Origin of the sequence: Luteimonas deserti (assembly GCF_013425765.1) — a bacterium.
In the GTDB taxonomy this organism is placed as follows: Bacteria; Pseudomonadota; Gammaproteobacteria; order Xanthomonadales; family Xanthomonadaceae; genus Luteimonas; species Luteimonas deserti.
In genome coordinates, this window is record NZ_JACCJZ010000010.1 from 17,696 (window position 1) to 32,796 (window position 15,101).

Genomic DNA, 15,101 nt, shown 5'->3' on the forward strand with positions numbered 1-15,101 from the left:
CCGCCCCTTGCAGGCCCCCTGCGCCGAGGACGCATGAGCACATCGAAGTACCCGTTCCTGATCCCTGTTCCGCCGCGCGCGCCGCGCGTCAAGCCCAGCCGTCTGGCGCGCTGGATCGGCCGCACCATCCTGCGCCTTGGTGGCTGGCGCCTGATCGGCGAGCTGCCCGACGAGCCCCGCCTGGTGCTGATCGGTGCGCCGCACTCGTCCAACTGGGACGGCGTGTGGGGCTTCGCGGCCAAGGCGGCGCTGGGACTCGACATCCGCGTGCTGGGCAAGGATTCGCTGTTCCGCGTGCCGGTGCTGGGCTGGGCCCTGCGCGGGCTCGGGGTGATCCCCGTGGACCGCAGCCGCGCCTCACGGGTGATCGAGCAGGCGGCCGCCGCGATCCATGGTCCCGAGCCGTTCTGGTACGGCCTCGCCCCGGAGGGCACGCGCAAACGGGTGGAGCGCTGGAAAACCGGCTTCTGGAAAATCGCCAAGGCCGCCGACGTTCCGATCCTGCGCATGTATTTCCACTATCCCGACAAGGTCATCGGCTTCGGTCCCATGTTCCATCCCGGCGACGACCTCGATGCCGACATGGCGCAGATCCGCGAGTGGTATGCGCCGTGGATGGGCAAGAACCGCGGCACGGTATGAAACGCGGCGGGCGCGTCGTCCTCCTCGGTGCGCTCGCCCTCGTCACCGCGACGGGCCTCGGCCTGATGCTGATGCGGGAGCGCGGGGCCGACACGCCCTCGCCTGGTGCGCCACCGTCCGCCGTCGATGAGGCACGGGCGCGGCCCGATGCGGACCTCCGGGCCGCCGGCGCACAGGCCCGTCGCCTCGCCGAACAACCGTTGCCGGACGCGGGCCAGCCGCTGCGCCTGATCCATGAGCAACTGCGCAGCCGGGCCACTTCCGGCGACGCGCGCGCAGCCTGCCGGCTGGCCGCCGAATTCGAACGCTGTGACGGCATGCGCGAACAGCATCGCGGGCTGCAGGTGTTCATCGAGGGGCATGACGCCACGCTCGCGCGCAGCGACCTGGCCGAACCTCTGCGCGTCCGGCTTGTCGCCGAGCACGCGGCCCAGCGCGCGCGCAGCGAGGAGCTCGGTGCCGCTCTCGCGCGCTGCGAGGGCGCACCGACCCTGAGCGCCGAAGCCCGCGCCCGCTTGTGGCGGCAGGCGGCCCTGGCCGGGCATCTGCCGTCGATGCGCCACTACGCCAGCGGCAACGCCTTCCGCCACAACGATCTGCTCGATGCGCTGCCGGCGCTGCAGGACTACCGCCGCGAGGCCGAAGCCATCGCCATCCGGGCCGCAGCGCACGGCGACATCGAGACCATGCGCGCACTCGCGGTCGCCTACTCCGACAGCGGCGACGGCCGCTTCCGCACCTTCCTCGCCCAGGTGGTCGTGCCCGACCTCGGCCACGCGCTGGCCTGGTACCGGCTGCTCGACACGCATCCCGACATCGTCGCGCTGGACCCACAGCACCCGCTGCGCACGGCCATCGCGCGCGGACGCGCCGGCGTGGAGGCCGCCGCCAGCCCCGCCGAACGCGAGTCCGCGGCGCGCCTCGTCGCCCGCTACCCGCACGCACACGATCGCGTGGACGACGAAATGCCGCCGATGCGCCGGCTCGCCGGCGGTGCCGGGGCGGTGCAGGACCTCGACCCGGTCGCCTGCGCGGACACCCGCTTCGCCGGCGCCTGAACCGACTTTGCCGATCCCGGGCATTGGATGCCGGCCAACCAACGGCCTATTCCCCGGCCTTCGCGACAGGCGCACGCTGCGCGGCTGGCGGGCCGCGCGACGCGACCGACGCCATCACCGCGTTGTCTTTCCGGAGTCCACTCCCATGTTGCGTACCCTGCTCCTGTCTTCCGCGATCGCGCTGGCGCTCACCGCCTGCGGCGACCACACCGCCTCCGAGTCCACGATGCCCGAGACCGCCGCCAGCACTGCCGAACCCGCCGACAACGCCCTGTTCACCGCCAGCACCCTGCCGTTCCAGGCGCCGCCCTTCGACCGGCTGAAGGATGCGGATTACCAGCCGGCCATCGAGGAAGGCATGCGCCGGCACCTGGCCGAGATCCGCGCCATCGCCGACAACCCCGACGGCCCGACCTTCGAGAACACCATCGAGGCCATGGAGCGCAGCGGCGAACTGCTCAAGCGCAGCGCCAACGTGTTCTTCATGCTCACCGGCGCCCACACCAACGCCACCCTGCAGGCCGCCGAGGAAGCGCTGGCGCCCAAGCTCGCCGAACACAGCGATGCGATCTACCTGGATCCCGCGCTGTTCGCGCGCGTCAAGACGATCTACGACCAGCGCGCCACGCTGGGCCTCACGCCCGAGCAGACCACCGTCGTCGAGCACACCTACGACGGCTTCGTCCGCGCCGGCGCCCTGCTGAGTGACGCCGACAAGGCCGAGCTGCGCGCACTCAATTCGGAGTCGTCCACCCTGTCCACCGCGTTCGGCAACAAGCTGCTGGCGGCGGGCAACGCCGGCGGCGTGTTCGTCACCGATGTCGCCGAACTTGACGGTCTGGACGAGGGCGCGATCGCCGCCGCCGCCGATGCCGCCAAGGCCGCCGGCAAGGACGGCCAGTGGCTGCTGAGCCTGCAGAACACCACCCAGCAGCCGGTGCTCGCCTCGCTGAAGAACCGCGCCCTGCGCGAGCGTGTGCTCGCCGCGTCCACCGGCCGCGCCGAGCGCGGCGACGCCAACGACACTCGCGCCACCATCCAGCGCCTGGCCGAGATCCGCGCGCGTCAGGCGCAGCTGCTCGGCTTCCCGAACTACGCCGCCTACAGCATCGCCGACCAGATGGCGAAGACGCCGGACGCCGCGCTCAAGCTGCTTACCGATACCGTGCCCGCCGCCACCGCGCGCGCGCGCGCCGAGCTCGCCAAGATCCAGGGCGTGGTGGATGCGCAGAACGGCGGCTTCACCGCCGGCGCCGCCGATTGGGACTTCTACGCCGAGCAGGTGCGCAAGGCCGAGTTCGATCTCGACGAGTCGCAGATCAGGCCCTACTTCGAGCTCGACCGCGTGCTCAAGGACGGCGTGTTCTTCGCCGCCAACCAGCTCTACGGCATCACCGCCACCGAGCGCACCGACATTCCGGTCTATCACCCGGACGTGCGCGTGTTCGACATCAAGGACGAGGACGGCACCCAGATCGCGCTGTTCTACCTCGATCCGTTCAAGCGCGACAGCAAGCAGGGCGGCGCGTGGATGGGCAACTTCGTCGAGCAGAACGGCCTGACCGGTGCGATTCCGGTGGTCTACAACGTGGAGAACTTCACCAAGCCGGCAGCGGGACAGCCCGCACTGCTGAGCTTCGACGACGTGACCACGCTGTTCCACGAGTACGGCCATGCCCTGCACGGCTTCTTCTCCAGAACCACGTATCCGAGCGTCGCCGGCACCAATACCCCGCGCGACTTCGTCGAGTTTCCCTCGCAGTTCAACGAGCACTGGGCGCTCGACCCCAAGGTCTTCGCCAACTACGCCAGGCACTACCAGACTGGCGAAGCGATGCCGCAGGCGCTGGTGGACAAGATCGTCACCGCCCGCACCTTCAACCAGGGCTACGCGACCACCGAATACCTCTCGGCCGCCCTGCTCGACCTCGCCTGGCACACGCTGCCCGCCGGCGAAGCCAGGCAGGACGTCGACGCCTTCGAGAAGCAGGCGCTCGAGACGTACAAGGTGGACCTCGCCGCCGTCCCGCCGCGCTACCGCACCAGCTACTTCAGCCACATCTGGGGCGGCGGGTACGCGGCCGGTTACTACGCCTACTTCGGCGCCGAAGTCCTCGACCACGACGCCTTCCAGTGGTTCCGCGAGAACGGCGGCCTGACCCGCGAGAACGGCCAGATCTTCCGCGACAAGATCCTGTCGATCGGGCACTCGCGTGATCTGGCGGTGGCGTATCGGGAGTTCCGCGGCAAGGCGCCGAGCGTGGAGCCGTTGTTGGAGCACCGTGGGTTGAAGTGACGCACGGCTGACGCGCGAGGCGCGGGCTTACAGAAGCAACACGGATCGGGGCGGCCTTCGGGGCGCCCCGGTTCGTTGGGGCGTGCATATCGAATATTCGAGCGAATAAAATTTTATCGCCCAGAATTTTCGATATGCACAGCGAACCAAACGCGGATCGAGCAGGCGCGCGTTCCGCAGGTGCCTGATGGAAAAGGCGGAACGGAACCGATTGACCCTAGGACGGTCACGGGACAGGATGTTCATATCGCGCTTTTCGGGCGCTATATCTTGTTAGGGGTCCATGGAAAGTAACGTTGAGGCCATAGCGAAAGATCTGATGCTACGGTCGGGCGCGATGTCGGCCGGAGCATCAATTGATGCGAAAGACACACTTCATCCGGAAATTGATGCCTTTGTTCGGGAGTCACTGAAGGCCGGAAGTCAGCTTATGGCCTCATGCGCAAGTCTCGCTGTTGGCCCCAACGAGCTTGCTGTTAATGTCCTTGTGCGATCCATCATTGAGCTATCGCTCAAGGTGCACTGGGCCACACTTTCCTCCGACAATGCAAAGCATCTCTTGGCTCTCTCTACAGAGCAGATAAAGACGATCTTCAGAGCCAATGCACAAACTGGAATAGCGAAGATCGTTGATCGTCAAGGAAACGACTTCACTGCCGAGTTCCTTGCCAGCGGGCGCGCAGAGCGTGGACAAAAGCAGGTGTCGCTTGAGGTTATGGCGCAACAATCTGGGTTGCATGGGATATACAACCTGTTCTACCGGTTTCAATCTATGCACTCCCACGGCAACAGCGTTTCTGGCTCAAGCGCGCTAACCACGCCCAGTACATTGGGCGTGGTTGGTGTCTTCTCCATCTTGCTCGGGCACTTGGGGGTTCGCTGGCTTGTGCATCGGAGCCGACCAGACAATGAGGAGATTCGATTGCTGCTCGGGTTGGGTGCTAATGGGGATAACGGGGTCAGGTTCATTTAACTGATGTGCAAGCGCCGCTCTGCATCAACACCGAGGTGCGCAGCGCTACGTCGTCCAGAAGGTTCTATGAAAACGAACGCCGTGCATCGATGTTTTTCAGGATTGGCCGCAATGACAGTGGCAGGTGCGATTGCGTTCTTCGTCCCCTACATCGCAGGCGCATCGAAGTTCGAAGGGAGCGCCGGGTACCTGTCGGCACTGCTTTTTCTGCCGGCCCTGGTGGTGGTTGCGTTGGCGATGCGGGCCTGGGGCAAGCGACTTGTTCCGAGCACGTCGAGCTATCGTGCAACCCTGGTGGCTTATGGCGTGCTGTCGATTCCGGCCGTCTTCGTCATCGGCACACTGCTGTTCTGACGTGGGGACTGAAGCAGCGGCACGACTGCTCGCCCTCCGAGTGGATAACGGTGGATGGTTCACGTCCCGCGGCGACGCCGGCCTTCTGCAAGGTGGATCCCGATGGCCAAGTACCTGATCTCCTTCCCTGCCGCCGCGATGGTGGTGCGCAACGCCGAGCTGGAACGCGCGAGCCGCGATTCCCATGCCGTCATCGAAGCGGCGAAAGCCGCCGGCGTCTATGTGTTCGGCGGGGGCATCAATGCGGGCGTGCCGGTGGTGCGCGTGTCGGGCGATGGCACCGTCATCGAAGGCGGCTATCCATCCGGGCCGGAACTCGACGGTGGGTTCGCGGTGCTCGAGCTTCCGTCGCGCGATGCAGCGGTCGAATGGGCCGCGCGGCTCGCCGCCGCCTGCCGCTGCGATCAGGAACTGCGCGTTTTCCACTTCGATCCGGCGTCGTGATACGCACAGGATCACGGTGCCAGGTGTACCGACCCGCGCATCGCCGCAGTTGACGGTGGCACCAGATCCAGGTTTCCTGCGAGCTCACCAGGAGAGCCGCAGTCACCAACCTTCTGTGATCCCGCACATCAGGACGTCAGACATGCTCCGCGCTTGGTGCCTCCTCGGCCTCGTCACGACATCATTCGCCGCCAGTGCGGTCGTCGGCCGGCATGACGTGGACGACGCACGCTATCGGATTGCCGGTTCCGACTTTCCTGCGCTCGTCGACATGCCTAGCGAGGGGCACGGCGTCCTGATCGCACCCCGGTGGGTCGTGACGGCTGCCCATACGCTTCCGATGCATTCCGAACTCGGCGAGGTCGAGATCAACGGGCGATCCAGACAGGTCGAGCGCGTCGTCACGCATCCCGGCTACAGGACACTTCCGCAGCCGCTGATCGATCAGGCGACGGCCAGTGGCGAGGCGATGCTGATCGTCGTGTTCCTGGCCGCTACGGACGATATCGCCCTGATCAAGCTGCAACATTCCGTCACCGATGTCGCACCTGTCGGACTCCACAGGACCGGCGACGAAGCCGGCCGGACCATCAAGCTGGTCGGCAAAGGTGCAGCGGGCACCGGCGATACCGGACACAGCCCCAACGGCCCCAACCGGACCGAGCTGCGGCGCGCGTTCAATACCGTCTCCAGTGCCTGGGACCGCTGGCTCTGCTACGTGTTCGATGCACCGCCCGAGGCGCTGCCGCTCGAGGGAACGCTCGGGAATGGAGACAGCGGCGGCCCTCTGCTGGTCGAAGTGGACGATGACTGGAGGGTCGCGGGCCTGGGTGCATGGAAGGTGGTGTCGGGAGACGTCCGGACGGCGCGGCCGGGACGCTACGGACAGACGGCCTGCAACGTGCGGCTGAGCCATTACGCGGACTGGATCAAACGGGAGATTTCGCCGCCGCCGGCCTCGGGACCGACGCCGTGAACGTGCGCGACCCGTTGCCCGCCGGGGGCGGACGCGCATGACCGCACGCTTCTTCGAAACGCCGCTGGAATTCCGCGCCTGGCTGGCCGAGCACCACGCGGTGGCGAGCGAGCTGGACGTGGGTTTCCACAAGGTGGGCTCGGGCAGGCCCAGCATGACGTGGCCGGAATCGGTCGACGAAGCGCTCGCCTACGGCTGGATCGACGGCGTGCGCCGGCGCATCGACGCGACGTCGTACCGGATCCGCTTCACGCCACGACGCCCGGGCTCGATCTGGAGCCGGGTGAACCTCGCGAAGGTCGAAGCGCTGATCGCCCAGCAGCGCATGCAGCCGGCGGGGCTCGCGGCGTATGCGGCACGCAAGGCCGAGAGATCCGGCGTCTACGCGTTCGAACGCTCGGAGCCGGCCGCGCTCGCGCCGGAGGAGATGCGCGCGTTCGAGAGCGACGAGATCGCGTGGCAATACTTCGCAGCGTCGCCGCCGGGCTACCGGAACGTCATGACCCACTGGATCGTGAGCGCGAAGCGGCCCGACACGCGCGCGCGCCGGCTCGCCCGCCTGATCGAGGCCTGCGCCGCGCAGCGGCGCCTGAGCTAGCGGGGGTCTTTCGCGGCGCCGGCATGGAAAGGCAGACCAGATGCTGGTGGGCGCCCGCAGCGGCACGTATCGCAGCGTCGCCTTCTTGCCGCCGGCCCACCCGTCTCAAGACGACGGGCAACCATCCGCTGCGGACAAACCCATTGATGCGGCCCCCCGAACGGGCATCTGCAGCAGCAGCCGTCCTGCGTGGCTGCGAGCAGTCTATGTACGTGGATCGTCGGTCAGCTCGCATATCCTCGTGCCAATCTGCCGCGCGCTGCGGGGTCCGCTTGGAATGTGTGGCGTGGGTGCGGCCCTTCGCTCCCGTACGTCCGCTTGCATGGACGGGATGGACGCAAGGCTTGGGGAGTGTTAGACATGCCGCCCAGGCCGTGAAATGCGCTTGGACGTTCCCATCGTCGTCTATCTGCAACGCCCCGCCCGGGCTGGACCCATGTTCCGCCGCCTCGTTCGAGCCGTGCGGCGGGTTCGACCCAATGGCCCGATCACACGGGCGTCGCGCCGCGGAGGAGCGGTGAGATCTTTCCAGGAGGACACCATGATGAAGATTGCGTTGTGCGCCGCGGCACTGCTCGTTACGCAGGCTGCGATTGCGGAAGAGGTCGTGCAGAAGCCGGCGGCCGAAGAGCCGAAACAGATCTGTACGCGAGAAAAACCCGTGGGCAGCAACAGGCCGATTCGCGTCTGCAGGGATGCCGAAGCCGTCGAAATCGTGGGTGAACGATCCCGCGAAGCATTCGAAGTCGTGTTGAGGAACCGCTTCAACCCACCCGAACTGCGGCCCTGAGCCCAGCGATCCTTTGGGTAGGGGGGTTATGGCGCGGGTAGTACCGGTCTAGCTCCGCGATGTTCCGGTCGGGTGACGAGAGGACCTTCGCTGGTGGAGAAATCGCGCACGCGTTGATCGCTGCCTTTCAGACGTGGACGGGCTCGCGAGCGTGCCGATATCGGCAGGCTGTCCGATCGAACCGGGTCGCAAGTGTTCGGCACGCTCCTTCCGGTGCCGGGTCTGCGCCGCAAAGCTGAAGACGCGCATCGCCGGGCGCGACCGGCAGTGCCATCATCGCGCCATGCCACGCACACCGCCGCCGTCGGGCCCGTACCGCGAAGCGCGTCCGCCCGTGCATCTGCGCGATCGCGTTCGCTGCATCTGGCAGTACCAGGCCGATCCGCAGACGGCGTCGACGACGCGGGTGTTGCCGGACGGCTGCGTGGATCTGATCTGGGACGGGACGCGCCTGTTCGTCGCGGGTCCCGACCAGCACGCGGCCACCGTGACGCTGGGGGCCGGTGCCCGGCTCACCGGCCTGCGCCTCGCGCCCGGTGTGGCCCATCGCTTGTGCGCCGCGTCCATGCACACGCTGACGGACCGGCGTGTCGACGCCGAAGCGGTGCTCGGCCGAGCCGGGTACGCGCTGCAGCAGCGCCTCGCCGACGGGGCCGATCCGGGGCCTACCCTGCTCGCGGCCATGGAGACCGGGTGCGCGGCGCCCGATCCGGCGATGGCCTGGCTGTTCGCGCAGCTCGCGGGCGGCCCGCCTGCGCGCGTGCCCGTGCTGGCCGGCGCACTCGGCGTCAGCGCGCGCAGTCTGCAGCGGCACTGTCTTCAGGCCTTCGGCTACGGCCCCAAGGTGCTCGACCGGATACTGCGCCTCCAGCGCCTCCTGGCGTTGTCGCCCGGCACCACGAGCCTGACCGCCGCCGCCCTCGACGCCGGTTACGCGGACGCGACCCATCTGGCGCACGACGTGCGCCGGCTCACCGGCCTCACCCCGACCGTGCTGGTCCGCGAGCACGGCCGCTGAGCGCAGGCGCTGCCGACTGTCCGATTCGTGCAAGCGGGGCGCCCGGGCCGGGACGACAATGGCGGCATCGTCCCTCCAGGCCATGCCATGACCCATCCCGACGCCCACCATCGCATCGACTACCTCGAGTACGCCGTCGCCTCGATCGACGCCGCCAAGCGCTTCTACGGCGCGGCCTTCGGCTGGACATTCGAGAACTACGGCCCGGACTACTGCGAGTTCCGCGACGGCCGCCTGACCGGCGGTTTCTTCCACGGAAACCCCACTCCCGGCGGCGCGCTGGTGGTGCTGTACTCGGACGATCTGGGGGCCAGCGAAGCCGCCGTGTCGCGGGCGGGCGGACGCATCACCCGGCCGGTCTTCGAGTTTCCCGGTGGTCGTCGCTTCCACTTCACCGATCCCGACGGCTACGAACTCGCGGTCTGGTCGCAGGCCTGAGCCCGGCGCCGCGCACCCCCTTCGCGTCGCGTCGCCCCGGCCGCACCCGGTCCGCGGCCACGGCGAGGCGTGCGGTGGAGATCGCCGTGTGGCGCACAATGCCCGCCCCGTATGCCGCTGGACCAGCCATGGATGCCGAATCGCTTCTCCACGCCGCGTTGCGCGAGGCCGGTTACGGGCCGGACGCGATCGGGTCGGCCATGCCGCGGATCCTGCGCATCCTGCAGGCCGAGGACGTGCGCATCGAGATGGGCCGCGCCCTGTCGCGCAAGGAGCGCGAATACGTGCGCCTGCAGCTCGAGCTCGGCCTCAATGTGTCCGAGATCGTGGCCGGGCTGAGGCGCTGAGCGGTCGCGAGCATGCCGCGGCCGCGCGTGCCGGCGCGTCCGGGCACGAGGCCGCGCACCGACGCCGGCGCCCGCTCGTCCCGGGCGTGCCGGTCCACCGTGCCGGCACTCGACCTGCCGCGCCGGTCGCGCTGGAATAGCCCGAGCGCGCTCCTACTGGGCCCACCATGTCGAAACAGATCCTCATCGTGCAGGGGCATCCGGCGTCGGACAGCCTGTGCGAGGCGCTGGCCTCGGCGTATGCGCAGGGCGCGCGTGAATCGGGCCACAGCGTGGTCACGTTGCGGTTGCGCGAGATGCGTTTCGACCCGGTGCTGCATGCGGGCTACGCTGCGCTCCAGCCGCTGGAACCCGACCTGGTGGCGGCGCAGGCGGCAATTGTCGGCGCCGACCACATCGTCCTGGTCTATCCGACCTGGTGGGGCGGCACGCCCGCGCTGTTGAAGGGCTTTCTGGACAGGACACTGCTTCCGGGCTTCGCCTTCAAATACCGCGCCGGTTCGCCGTGGTGGGACCGCCTTCTGACCGGCCGGTCCGCGCACGTGATCACCACGATGGACACGCCGCCCTGGTACTACCGCCTGCGCTACGGGGACGCGGGCATCCGGCAACTCAGGCACGCGGTGCTCGAGTACTGCGGCGTGCGCCCCGTCCGGGTCACGCGCGTGGGACGCGTCAAGGAGGCGTCCGCGCGGCGGATCGAGCGCTGGCTCGGGGCTGCCCGCCGGGCCGGCGCCGAGGCCTAGCGACGCGTCCGGGCGTGGTGGACGGCGCGATGGCGGCGCCCGGGTGCGGTGGGTCGCAGGCGATGGCCCGACGGGGTCCGGGGTGCCCGGGCATCTGCTGTGGCACGCTGGCGGCATCCGCCTGCGTAGCCGCGGGCTCCCCGGACCCCACCCCATGTCGCAGGCGATCCAGTCCGTCCAGCTCACACCACGGGTCGAGGCGCTGCTGACGGCCGGCGGCCTGCCGGTGTCCGACCTGCGCGACGGCGCGGTGACCCTGTTCGCGCATGTCGACGGTGATCGGCTCGAGGGCGTGGTAGGGCTGGAGATCCACGGTCCGTCGGCCCTGCTGCGCTCGCTGGCGGTCGCGGAGGGTGCGCGGGGCACCGGCCTGGGTGCGGCGCTCGTGGCGCATGCCGAGCGGCACGCGACCGCGCAGGGCGTCCGGACCGTGTATCTGCTCACCACGTCCGCCGCCGCATTCTTCGCGCGCCACGGGTACCGTCACGCGGATCGTGGCCTCGCCCCTGCAGCCATCGCCGCGACTCCGCAGTTCGCGGGTCTGTGCCCGGCCTCCTCGGCGTTCATGTCGAAGGTCCTTGCAGCGCACTGAGCGGCAGCGGTCGGCCGCCGGCCGGCGCCGCGCGGTATTTCCGGGCCGCATGCGCATGCGGACCCGACGACGCGCGCGCGGTCTTCGCGGTGGATGACGGCACGAGCGCGCATGTTCACAGCCCGACCATCGATGCCGCTCTAGCGTCGATGGCCCCCCTGTCGGAGCGCCGATCGATGAAACACAAGCCACTGGACGAGCAGGTCATCGTCATCACGGGTGCCTCGAGCGGCATCGGGTTGTGTACCGCCCTGCTCGCCGCCGAACGCGGTGCCCGGGTCGTGCTGCTGGCGCGAAGCGGCGAGGCACTCGAGGACGTGGTCGCCGCGATCGGCGCCGAGGGCGGCAAGGCCGAGGCCTTCCGGGTGGACGTGGCGGATCGCGACCAGATCGACGACGCCGTCGAGCGCATCCTCGCCGCGCACGGCCGCATCGACACCTGGGTGAACAATGCCGGCGTCTCGATCTACGGGCGTCTGGACGAGGTGGCCGAAGACGATCATCGGCGCCTGTTCGAGGTGAACTTCTGGGGCGTGGTCAACGGTTCGCTGGCCGCGCTGCCGTCGCTGCGGTCGAGCGAGGGCGTGCTGGTGAACCTCGGCAGTGAGGTCTCCGAGGGCGTGATCCCGCTGCAGGGCATGTATGCCGCCTCCAAGCACGCGGTCAAGGGGTTCACCGACGCGCTGCGGGTCGAAGAAGAACGCGTGGACGGACAACCCGTCACCATCGTGCTGATCCAGCCCACGGCGGTGAATACCCCGTTCCCGCAGCACGCGCGCAACTATCTCGAACACGAGCCCAAGCTGCCCGAGCCGACGATCGATCCCCATCGCGTCGCCGAGGCCATTCTCGACGCCGCCGAAAAGGGTGGCCGAGACGTGAAGGTGGGCGCGTTCGCGCACGTCAACACCGCACTGAGCAAGATCCTCCCGCGCCTGGCCGACCGCATGTCGGCGGCGCGCGCCGGCCAGCAGGAGCACGATGCCCCGCCGCTTCGCCCGGAAGGCACCTTGTTCAAGCCGGGACAGAGCGGGCAGGTCTATGGCGTGGATGACGATGGCGAGGTCATTCCGTCGGCATAAACACGCTGCATGCAGGAGGCGCGCAGCGTGGATGGCCGGCGCGCGCGATGGAACGTGCCGGTCGCGCTTCGCGTCGTGACACGGCGGGCACGAATGCGCCTCACGTGCGAGGATCGGGTGGACATCCGGTCGCCGCATCCATTTTCGGGTGTCGCGTGATGAGCGGAGCCCAGCTCCGCCCGAGCGCGTCAGCCCGATGCGCGCAGCGGCAGACGCCCGAGCCGGCGCAGCTGCGGGCTGGTCTCGAGATCGACCGGCATCACGTCACGCGGGCTGGGATCCAGTACCGGCGGCAGGCCCAGGGTGGCGGCCGTGGGCGTCCGCCTGGCGCGCAGTCGCGCGAACGCGGCGCCGAGCGCCTCCTCGCTGACGCCCGGCAACGCGGCGTCCCCGTCGGGCGGCGCCACGCGGGTCTTGCCGCCCGCCTCGCGCCACTCGTGGATCAGCTCGGCGATGTCGATGTGCGGAAACGGCAGGTCGAGCTGTGCGCTGAGGACGATCGCCGGTGCCAGGTGGGCCACCTGGAAGCTGCGATACACCAGCTCGCTGCACACCATGTGCGAGGGGTCGTCGTCGATCAGATGCTCCACCAGCGCACGCAACAGCCAGCGCACCCGCGCATCGGCGGGCACGCGGTTGCGCAGGGTGGCGAACAGCGCCATCTGCAGCAGCGCGTCCAGTGGATAGGGCGTGCCGAGGCAGTCGGTGGCCCCGATGGTGACCGCACGGCGCATGGCGTCGTCCAGCGGCTCGCCGTTCGCACGGGTCGGCCGCAGCACGTCGACGAAATCGTAGTACGCGCCCTGCGCGAGGCGATCGGCGAGCATCACCCGGCGCGAGACCGGCGCAGCGGCTTCGATGAAGGCGCCGTCCTCCACCATCACGGCCGCATGGCTGTAGCTGGAATCGCCGAACCAGGCGATCAGGTCGGAGACCGGGCCGATACCGCGCATCAGCAGGACATCGCCGGGGCGCAGCGCGGCGGGATCGACGAACGGGGTCATGCGGGCTCCGGGTGTGGGCGGACGGGATCTTCGGCGTCGAGCACGACGCGGTTGCGGCCTTCGCGCTTGGCGCGGTACAGGGCGTCGTCGGCGCGCTTGAACAGGGTGGCGACGTCGTCACCGGCGCGGCGCGTGGCCACGCCGATCGAGACGGTGAGGCCGACGGTCCGGGCGCCGACCGCGCGGCCGTCGGCTTCCACCGCCGCGCGCAGGGCGTCCGCGGCACGCAGCGCCGAGGCGGCACTGGCGCCGTCGAGCACCAGCACGAATTCCTCCCCGCCGTAACGCGCGACGAGGTCGCTGGCACGGACATGGCGGCGCAGGATGCCCGCCATCGCCTGCAGGCACGCATCGCCGACGTCGTGGCCGAAGCGGTCGTTGACCTGCTTGAAGTGGTCGAGATCCACGAACAGCACGGCCAGTGGTGCCTCAGTCCCGTCGGCCGCCTGCAGGCGCCCGGCCACGCCGGCATCGAGTTGCGCGCGGTTGGGCAGCCCGGTGAGCGGATCGGTCATCGCGCTGTGCCGCGCCGAGACCATTTCGCGCTCGGCGTAGCGCGCCGCGCGTGCGGTGGCCATGACCAGGATCAGGGCCGCCAGCGCATCGGCCGCCGGATGCAGATAACCGAGCCATTCGGGCGTGCCGGCCTCGCGCAGGAAATACACCGCGCGCATCATCGCCACCGCCGACACCAGACCCCAGCCGACCAGGAAGTACAGCGCCTCGCGATCACCGGCGAGTGCACGTGCCAGGCCCATGCCCAGGGTCAGGGCGCCGAGCAGGAGGAGCAGCACGTTGACCACGTGCGGGACGACGACGTTGACCGGGATGAACGGCAGGATCACCAGCAGTGCCGCGCATCCGAGCAGCATGATCCGGTACACCCGCGCGATGCGCGGGAAATGCGTGCGCACCCGCAACAGCACGAAGAAGAAACCGTAGGCCGAGAGCAGGCCGAGGCTGATGCCCAACCCGGCCACGCGCATCGCCTGCTCCGGCGGCAGCCACGGCGCGAGCGGCACCACTTCGCCGCTCATCACCACCAGATAGGCGGCGGCCGAGAGCACCCAGACGCAGAACAACAACAGCATCCAGCGCCGCAACGCGACGGCGAAGATCGCCGCGACGATCGCCAGCAGCAGCTGGGCGCTGAGCACCGCGCTGCTGAACCGCACGCGTGCGTAGTCCGCCGCGAGGAAGGCCTGGACGGGCTGTGCCTCGACCCCCATCGGCTGTGCCCGGGAGCGCAGCACCTCGACGAACACCGGCTGGTCGAGCGCCGCGGCCGGCACCGGAACGGTCAACCGTTGACGCGAGCCGATCTGTCGCATCGCGGGGTCGAAGGTCGCCAGCGGGCGAGGCCGGTAGTCCGGCGGCGCGTAGGCCACCAGCTGCGCGTCGTAGGCCTCGCGGATCGCGACGATCCACAGACCGGTGTCGGGCGCGGGACCTGCATCGATGTCGATGCGCCACCAGCGCGTGTCGGGGCCGCGGCGGATCGTGGTGCCGGCCGGCTGCCAGGCACGGGATCCGCGCACCGCCGTGATGGCGTCGGCCTCGGTGAGCGCGCTCGAACGCGAGACGCGCACGAGCGGCGCGGTGGCCGCCAGGGCCTCCACGCACAGTGCCATCGCCAGCAAAAGCGCCCCCACAACGCCCCAGCGCATCCATCCCCCGTCGCGGCCGGTCCCGCCCATGCTGCATCGGCCGCCGAACGGCGGAGTTTAGCGTCCGTTCTCCGTT

At 69.2% G+C, this 15,101-nt stretch carries 17 protein-coding genes; 15 read left to right on the top strand and 2 right to left on the bottom strand.

Annotated features, from left to right (window positions below):
• The first annotated feature begins 33 nt into the window (after positions 1–33).
• The 15 genes from H0E82_RS03625 to H0E82_RS03695 all read left to right on the top strand — a co-directional run bounded on the left by H0E82_RS03625 (position 34) and on the right by H0E82_RS03695 (position 12,354).
• On the top strand, positions 34–642 hold the full coding sequence (locus H0E82_RS03625) for a lysophospholipid acyltransferase family protein (protein WP_180543874.1): 609 nt from the start codon (positions 34–36) through the stop codon (positions 640–642).
• Positions 639–1,700 (top strand): hypothetical protein, encoded by a 1,062-nt coding sequence (locus H0E82_RS03630; RefSeq protein ID WP_180543877.1) that lies wholly within the window; start codon positions 639–641, stop codon positions 1,698–1,700. Before H0E82_RS03625 ends, H0E82_RS03630 begins: the two co-directional genes overlap by 4 nt.
• Before the next feature lie 145 nt (positions 1,701–1,845).
• Positions 1,846–3,996 carry a peptidyl-dipeptidase Dcp gene (gene dcp, locus H0E82_RS03635; protein ID WP_180543880.1) on the top strand — a complete coding sequence of 717 codons (2,151 nt, stop codon included), beginning with the start codon at positions 1,846–1,848 and terminating at the stop codon, positions 3,994–3,996.
• A gap of 283 nt (positions 3,997–4,279) precedes the next feature.
• Positions 4,280–4,969, top strand: a complete 690-nt coding sequence (locus tag H0E82_RS03640; RefSeq protein WP_180543883.1) for a DUF5677 domain-containing protein — start codon at positions 4,280–4,282, stop codon at positions 4,967–4,969.
• Positions 4,970–5,035: 66 nt separating this feature from the next.
• Positions 5,036–5,323, top strand: a complete 288-nt coding sequence (locus H0E82_RS03645) for a hypothetical protein (protein ID WP_180543886.1) — start codon at positions 5,036–5,038, stop codon at positions 5,321–5,323.
• A gap of 102 nt (positions 5,324–5,425) precedes the next feature.
• Complete coding sequence (locus tag H0E82_RS03650; protein WP_180543889.1) at positions 5,426–5,767, top strand: YciI family protein; 342 nt, start codon at positions 5,426–5,428, stop codon at positions 5,765–5,767.
• A gap of 142 nt (positions 5,768–5,909) precedes the next feature.
• Complete coding sequence (locus H0E82_RS03655; protein WP_180543892.1) at positions 5,910–6,743, top strand: S1 family peptidase; 834 nt, start codon at positions 5,910–5,912, stop codon at positions 6,741–6,743.
• A 37-nt stretch (positions 6,744–6,780) separates the two neighbouring features.
• Complete coding sequence (locus tag H0E82_RS03660; protein ID WP_180543895.1) at positions 6,781–7,341, top strand: YdeI/OmpD-associated family protein; 561 nt, start codon at positions 6,781–6,783, stop codon at positions 7,339–7,341.
• Positions 7,342–7,885: 544 nt separating this feature from the next.
• Positions 7,886–8,131, top strand: a complete 246-nt coding sequence (locus tag H0E82_RS03665; RefSeq protein ID WP_180543898.1) for a hypothetical protein — start codon at positions 7,886–7,888, stop codon at positions 8,129–8,131.
• A gap of 283 nt (positions 8,132–8,414) precedes the next feature.
• Positions 8,415–9,149, top strand: a complete 735-nt coding sequence (locus tag H0E82_RS03670) for an AraC family transcriptional regulator (RefSeq protein ID WP_180543900.1) — start codon at positions 8,415–8,417, stop codon at positions 9,147–9,149.
• An 87-nt stretch (positions 9,150–9,236) separates the two neighbouring features.
• Positions 9,237–9,587, top strand: a complete 351-nt coding sequence (locus tag H0E82_RS03675) for a VOC family protein (RefSeq protein ID WP_180543903.1) — start codon at positions 9,237–9,239, stop codon at positions 9,585–9,587.
• 128 nt (positions 9,588–9,715) lie between these two features.
• The gene (locus H0E82_RS03680) at positions 9,716–9,934 is read left to right on the top strand and encodes a polyprenyl synthetase (RefSeq protein ID WP_180543906.1); all 219 of its coding nucleotides are present in this window, start codon (positions 9,716–9,718) and stop codon (positions 9,932–9,934) included.
• A gap of 167 nt (positions 9,935–10,101) precedes the next feature.
• Complete coding sequence (locus tag H0E82_RS03685) at positions 10,102–10,680, top strand: NAD(P)H-dependent oxidoreductase (RefSeq protein WP_180543909.1); 579 nt, start codon at positions 10,102–10,104, stop codon at positions 10,678–10,680.
• Positions 10,681–10,834: 154 nt separating this feature from the next.
• Positions 10,835–11,272, top strand: a complete 438-nt coding sequence (gene arsN2 / locus H0E82_RS03690; protein ID WP_180543912.1) for an arsenic resistance N-acetyltransferase ArsN2 — start codon at positions 10,835–10,837, stop codon at positions 11,270–11,272.
• Positions 11,273–11,448: 176 nt separating this feature from the next.
• A complete protein-coding gene (locus H0E82_RS03695) occupies positions 11,449–12,354 on the top strand; it encodes an SDR family oxidoreductase (RefSeq protein WP_180543914.1) in 906 nt (301 codons plus the stop codon).
• Positions 12,355–12,542: 188 nt separating this feature from the next.
• Here the strand turns inward: H0E82_RS03695 and H0E82_RS03700 are convergent, their stop codons facing one another.
• Positions 12,543–13,358, bottom strand: a complete 816-nt coding sequence (locus H0E82_RS03700) for a C40 family peptidase (protein WP_180543917.1) — start codon at positions 13,356–13,358, stop codon at positions 12,543–12,545.
• Positions 13,355–15,025 carry a GGDEF domain-containing protein gene (locus H0E82_RS03705; RefSeq protein ID WP_180543920.1) on the bottom strand — a complete coding sequence of 557 codons (1,671 nt, stop codon included), beginning with the start codon at positions 15,023–15,025 and terminating at the stop codon, positions 13,355–13,357. The genes H0E82_RS03700 and H0E82_RS03705 overlap by 4 nt, the downstream gene beginning before the upstream one ends.
• Between the last annotated feature and the right edge of the window lie 76 nt (positions 15,026–15,101).

Bases quoted from the DNA above. Each gene is read 5' to 3' on its own strand.
- H0E82_RS03640 (WP_180543883.1), top strand. From the start codon at position 4,280: ATGGAAAGTAACGTTGAGGCCATAGCGAAAGATCTGATGCTACGGTCG.
- H0E82_RS03695 (WP_180543914.1), top strand. From the start codon at position 11,449: ATGAAACACAAGCCACTGGACGAGCAGGTCATCGTCATCACGGGTGCC.
- H0E82_RS03625 (WP_180543874.1), top strand. From the start codon at position 34: ATGAGCACATCGAAGTACCCGTTCCTGATCCCTGTTCCGCCGCGCGCG.
- H0E82_RS03650 (WP_180543889.1), top strand. From the start codon at position 5,426: ATGGCCAAGTACCTGATCTCCTTCCCTGCCGCCGCGATGGTGGTGCGC.
- H0E82_RS03645 (WP_180543886.1), top strand. From the start codon at position 5,036: ATGAAAACGAACGCCGTGCATCGATGTTTTTCAGGATTGGCCGCAATG.
- H0E82_RS03675 (WP_180543903.1), top strand. From the start codon at position 9,237: ATGACCCATCCCGACGCCCACCATCGCATCGACTACCTCGAGTACGCC.
- H0E82_RS03685 (WP_180543909.1), top strand. From the start codon at position 10,102: ATGTCGAAACAGATCCTCATCGTGCAGGGGCATCCGGCGTCGGACAGC.
- H0E82_RS03680 (WP_180543906.1), top strand. From the start codon at position 9,716: ATGGATGCCGAATCGCTTCTCCACGCCGCGTTGCGCGAGGCCGGTTAC.
- H0E82_RS03660 (WP_180543895.1), top strand. From the start codon at position 6,781: ATGACCGCACGCTTCTTCGAAACGCCGCTGGAATTCCGCGCCTGGCTG.
- H0E82_RS03665 (WP_180543898.1), top strand. From the start codon at position 7,886: ATGAAGATTGCGTTGTGCGCCGCGGCACTGCTCGTTACGCAGGCTGCG.
- H0E82_RS03630 (WP_180543877.1), top strand. From the start codon at position 639: ATGAAACGCGGCGGGCGCGTCGTCCTCCTCGGTGCGCTCGCCCTCGTC.
- H0E82_RS03670 (WP_180543900.1), top strand. From the start codon at position 8,415: ATGCCACGCACACCGCCGCCGTCGGGCCCGTACCGCGAAGCGCGTCCG.
- arsN2 (WP_180543912.1), top strand. From the start codon at position 10,835: ATGTCGCAGGCGATCCAGTCCGTCCAGCTCACACCACGGGTCGAGGCG.
- H0E82_RS03705 (WP_180543920.1), bottom strand. From the start codon at position 15,025: ATGCGCTGGGGCGTTGTGGGGGCGCTTTTGCTGGCGATGGCACTGTGC.
- H0E82_RS03700 (WP_180543917.1), bottom strand. From the start codon at position 13,358: ATGACCCCGTTCGTCGATCCCGCCGCGCTGCGCCCCGGCGATGTCCTG.
- H0E82_RS03655 (WP_180543892.1), top strand. From the start codon at position 5,910: ATGCTCCGCGCTTGGTGCCTCCTCGGCCTCGTCACGACATCATTCGCC.
- dcp (WP_180543880.1), top strand. From the start codon at position 1,846: ATGTTGCGTACCCTGCTCCTGTCTTCCGCGATCGCGCTGGCGCTCACC.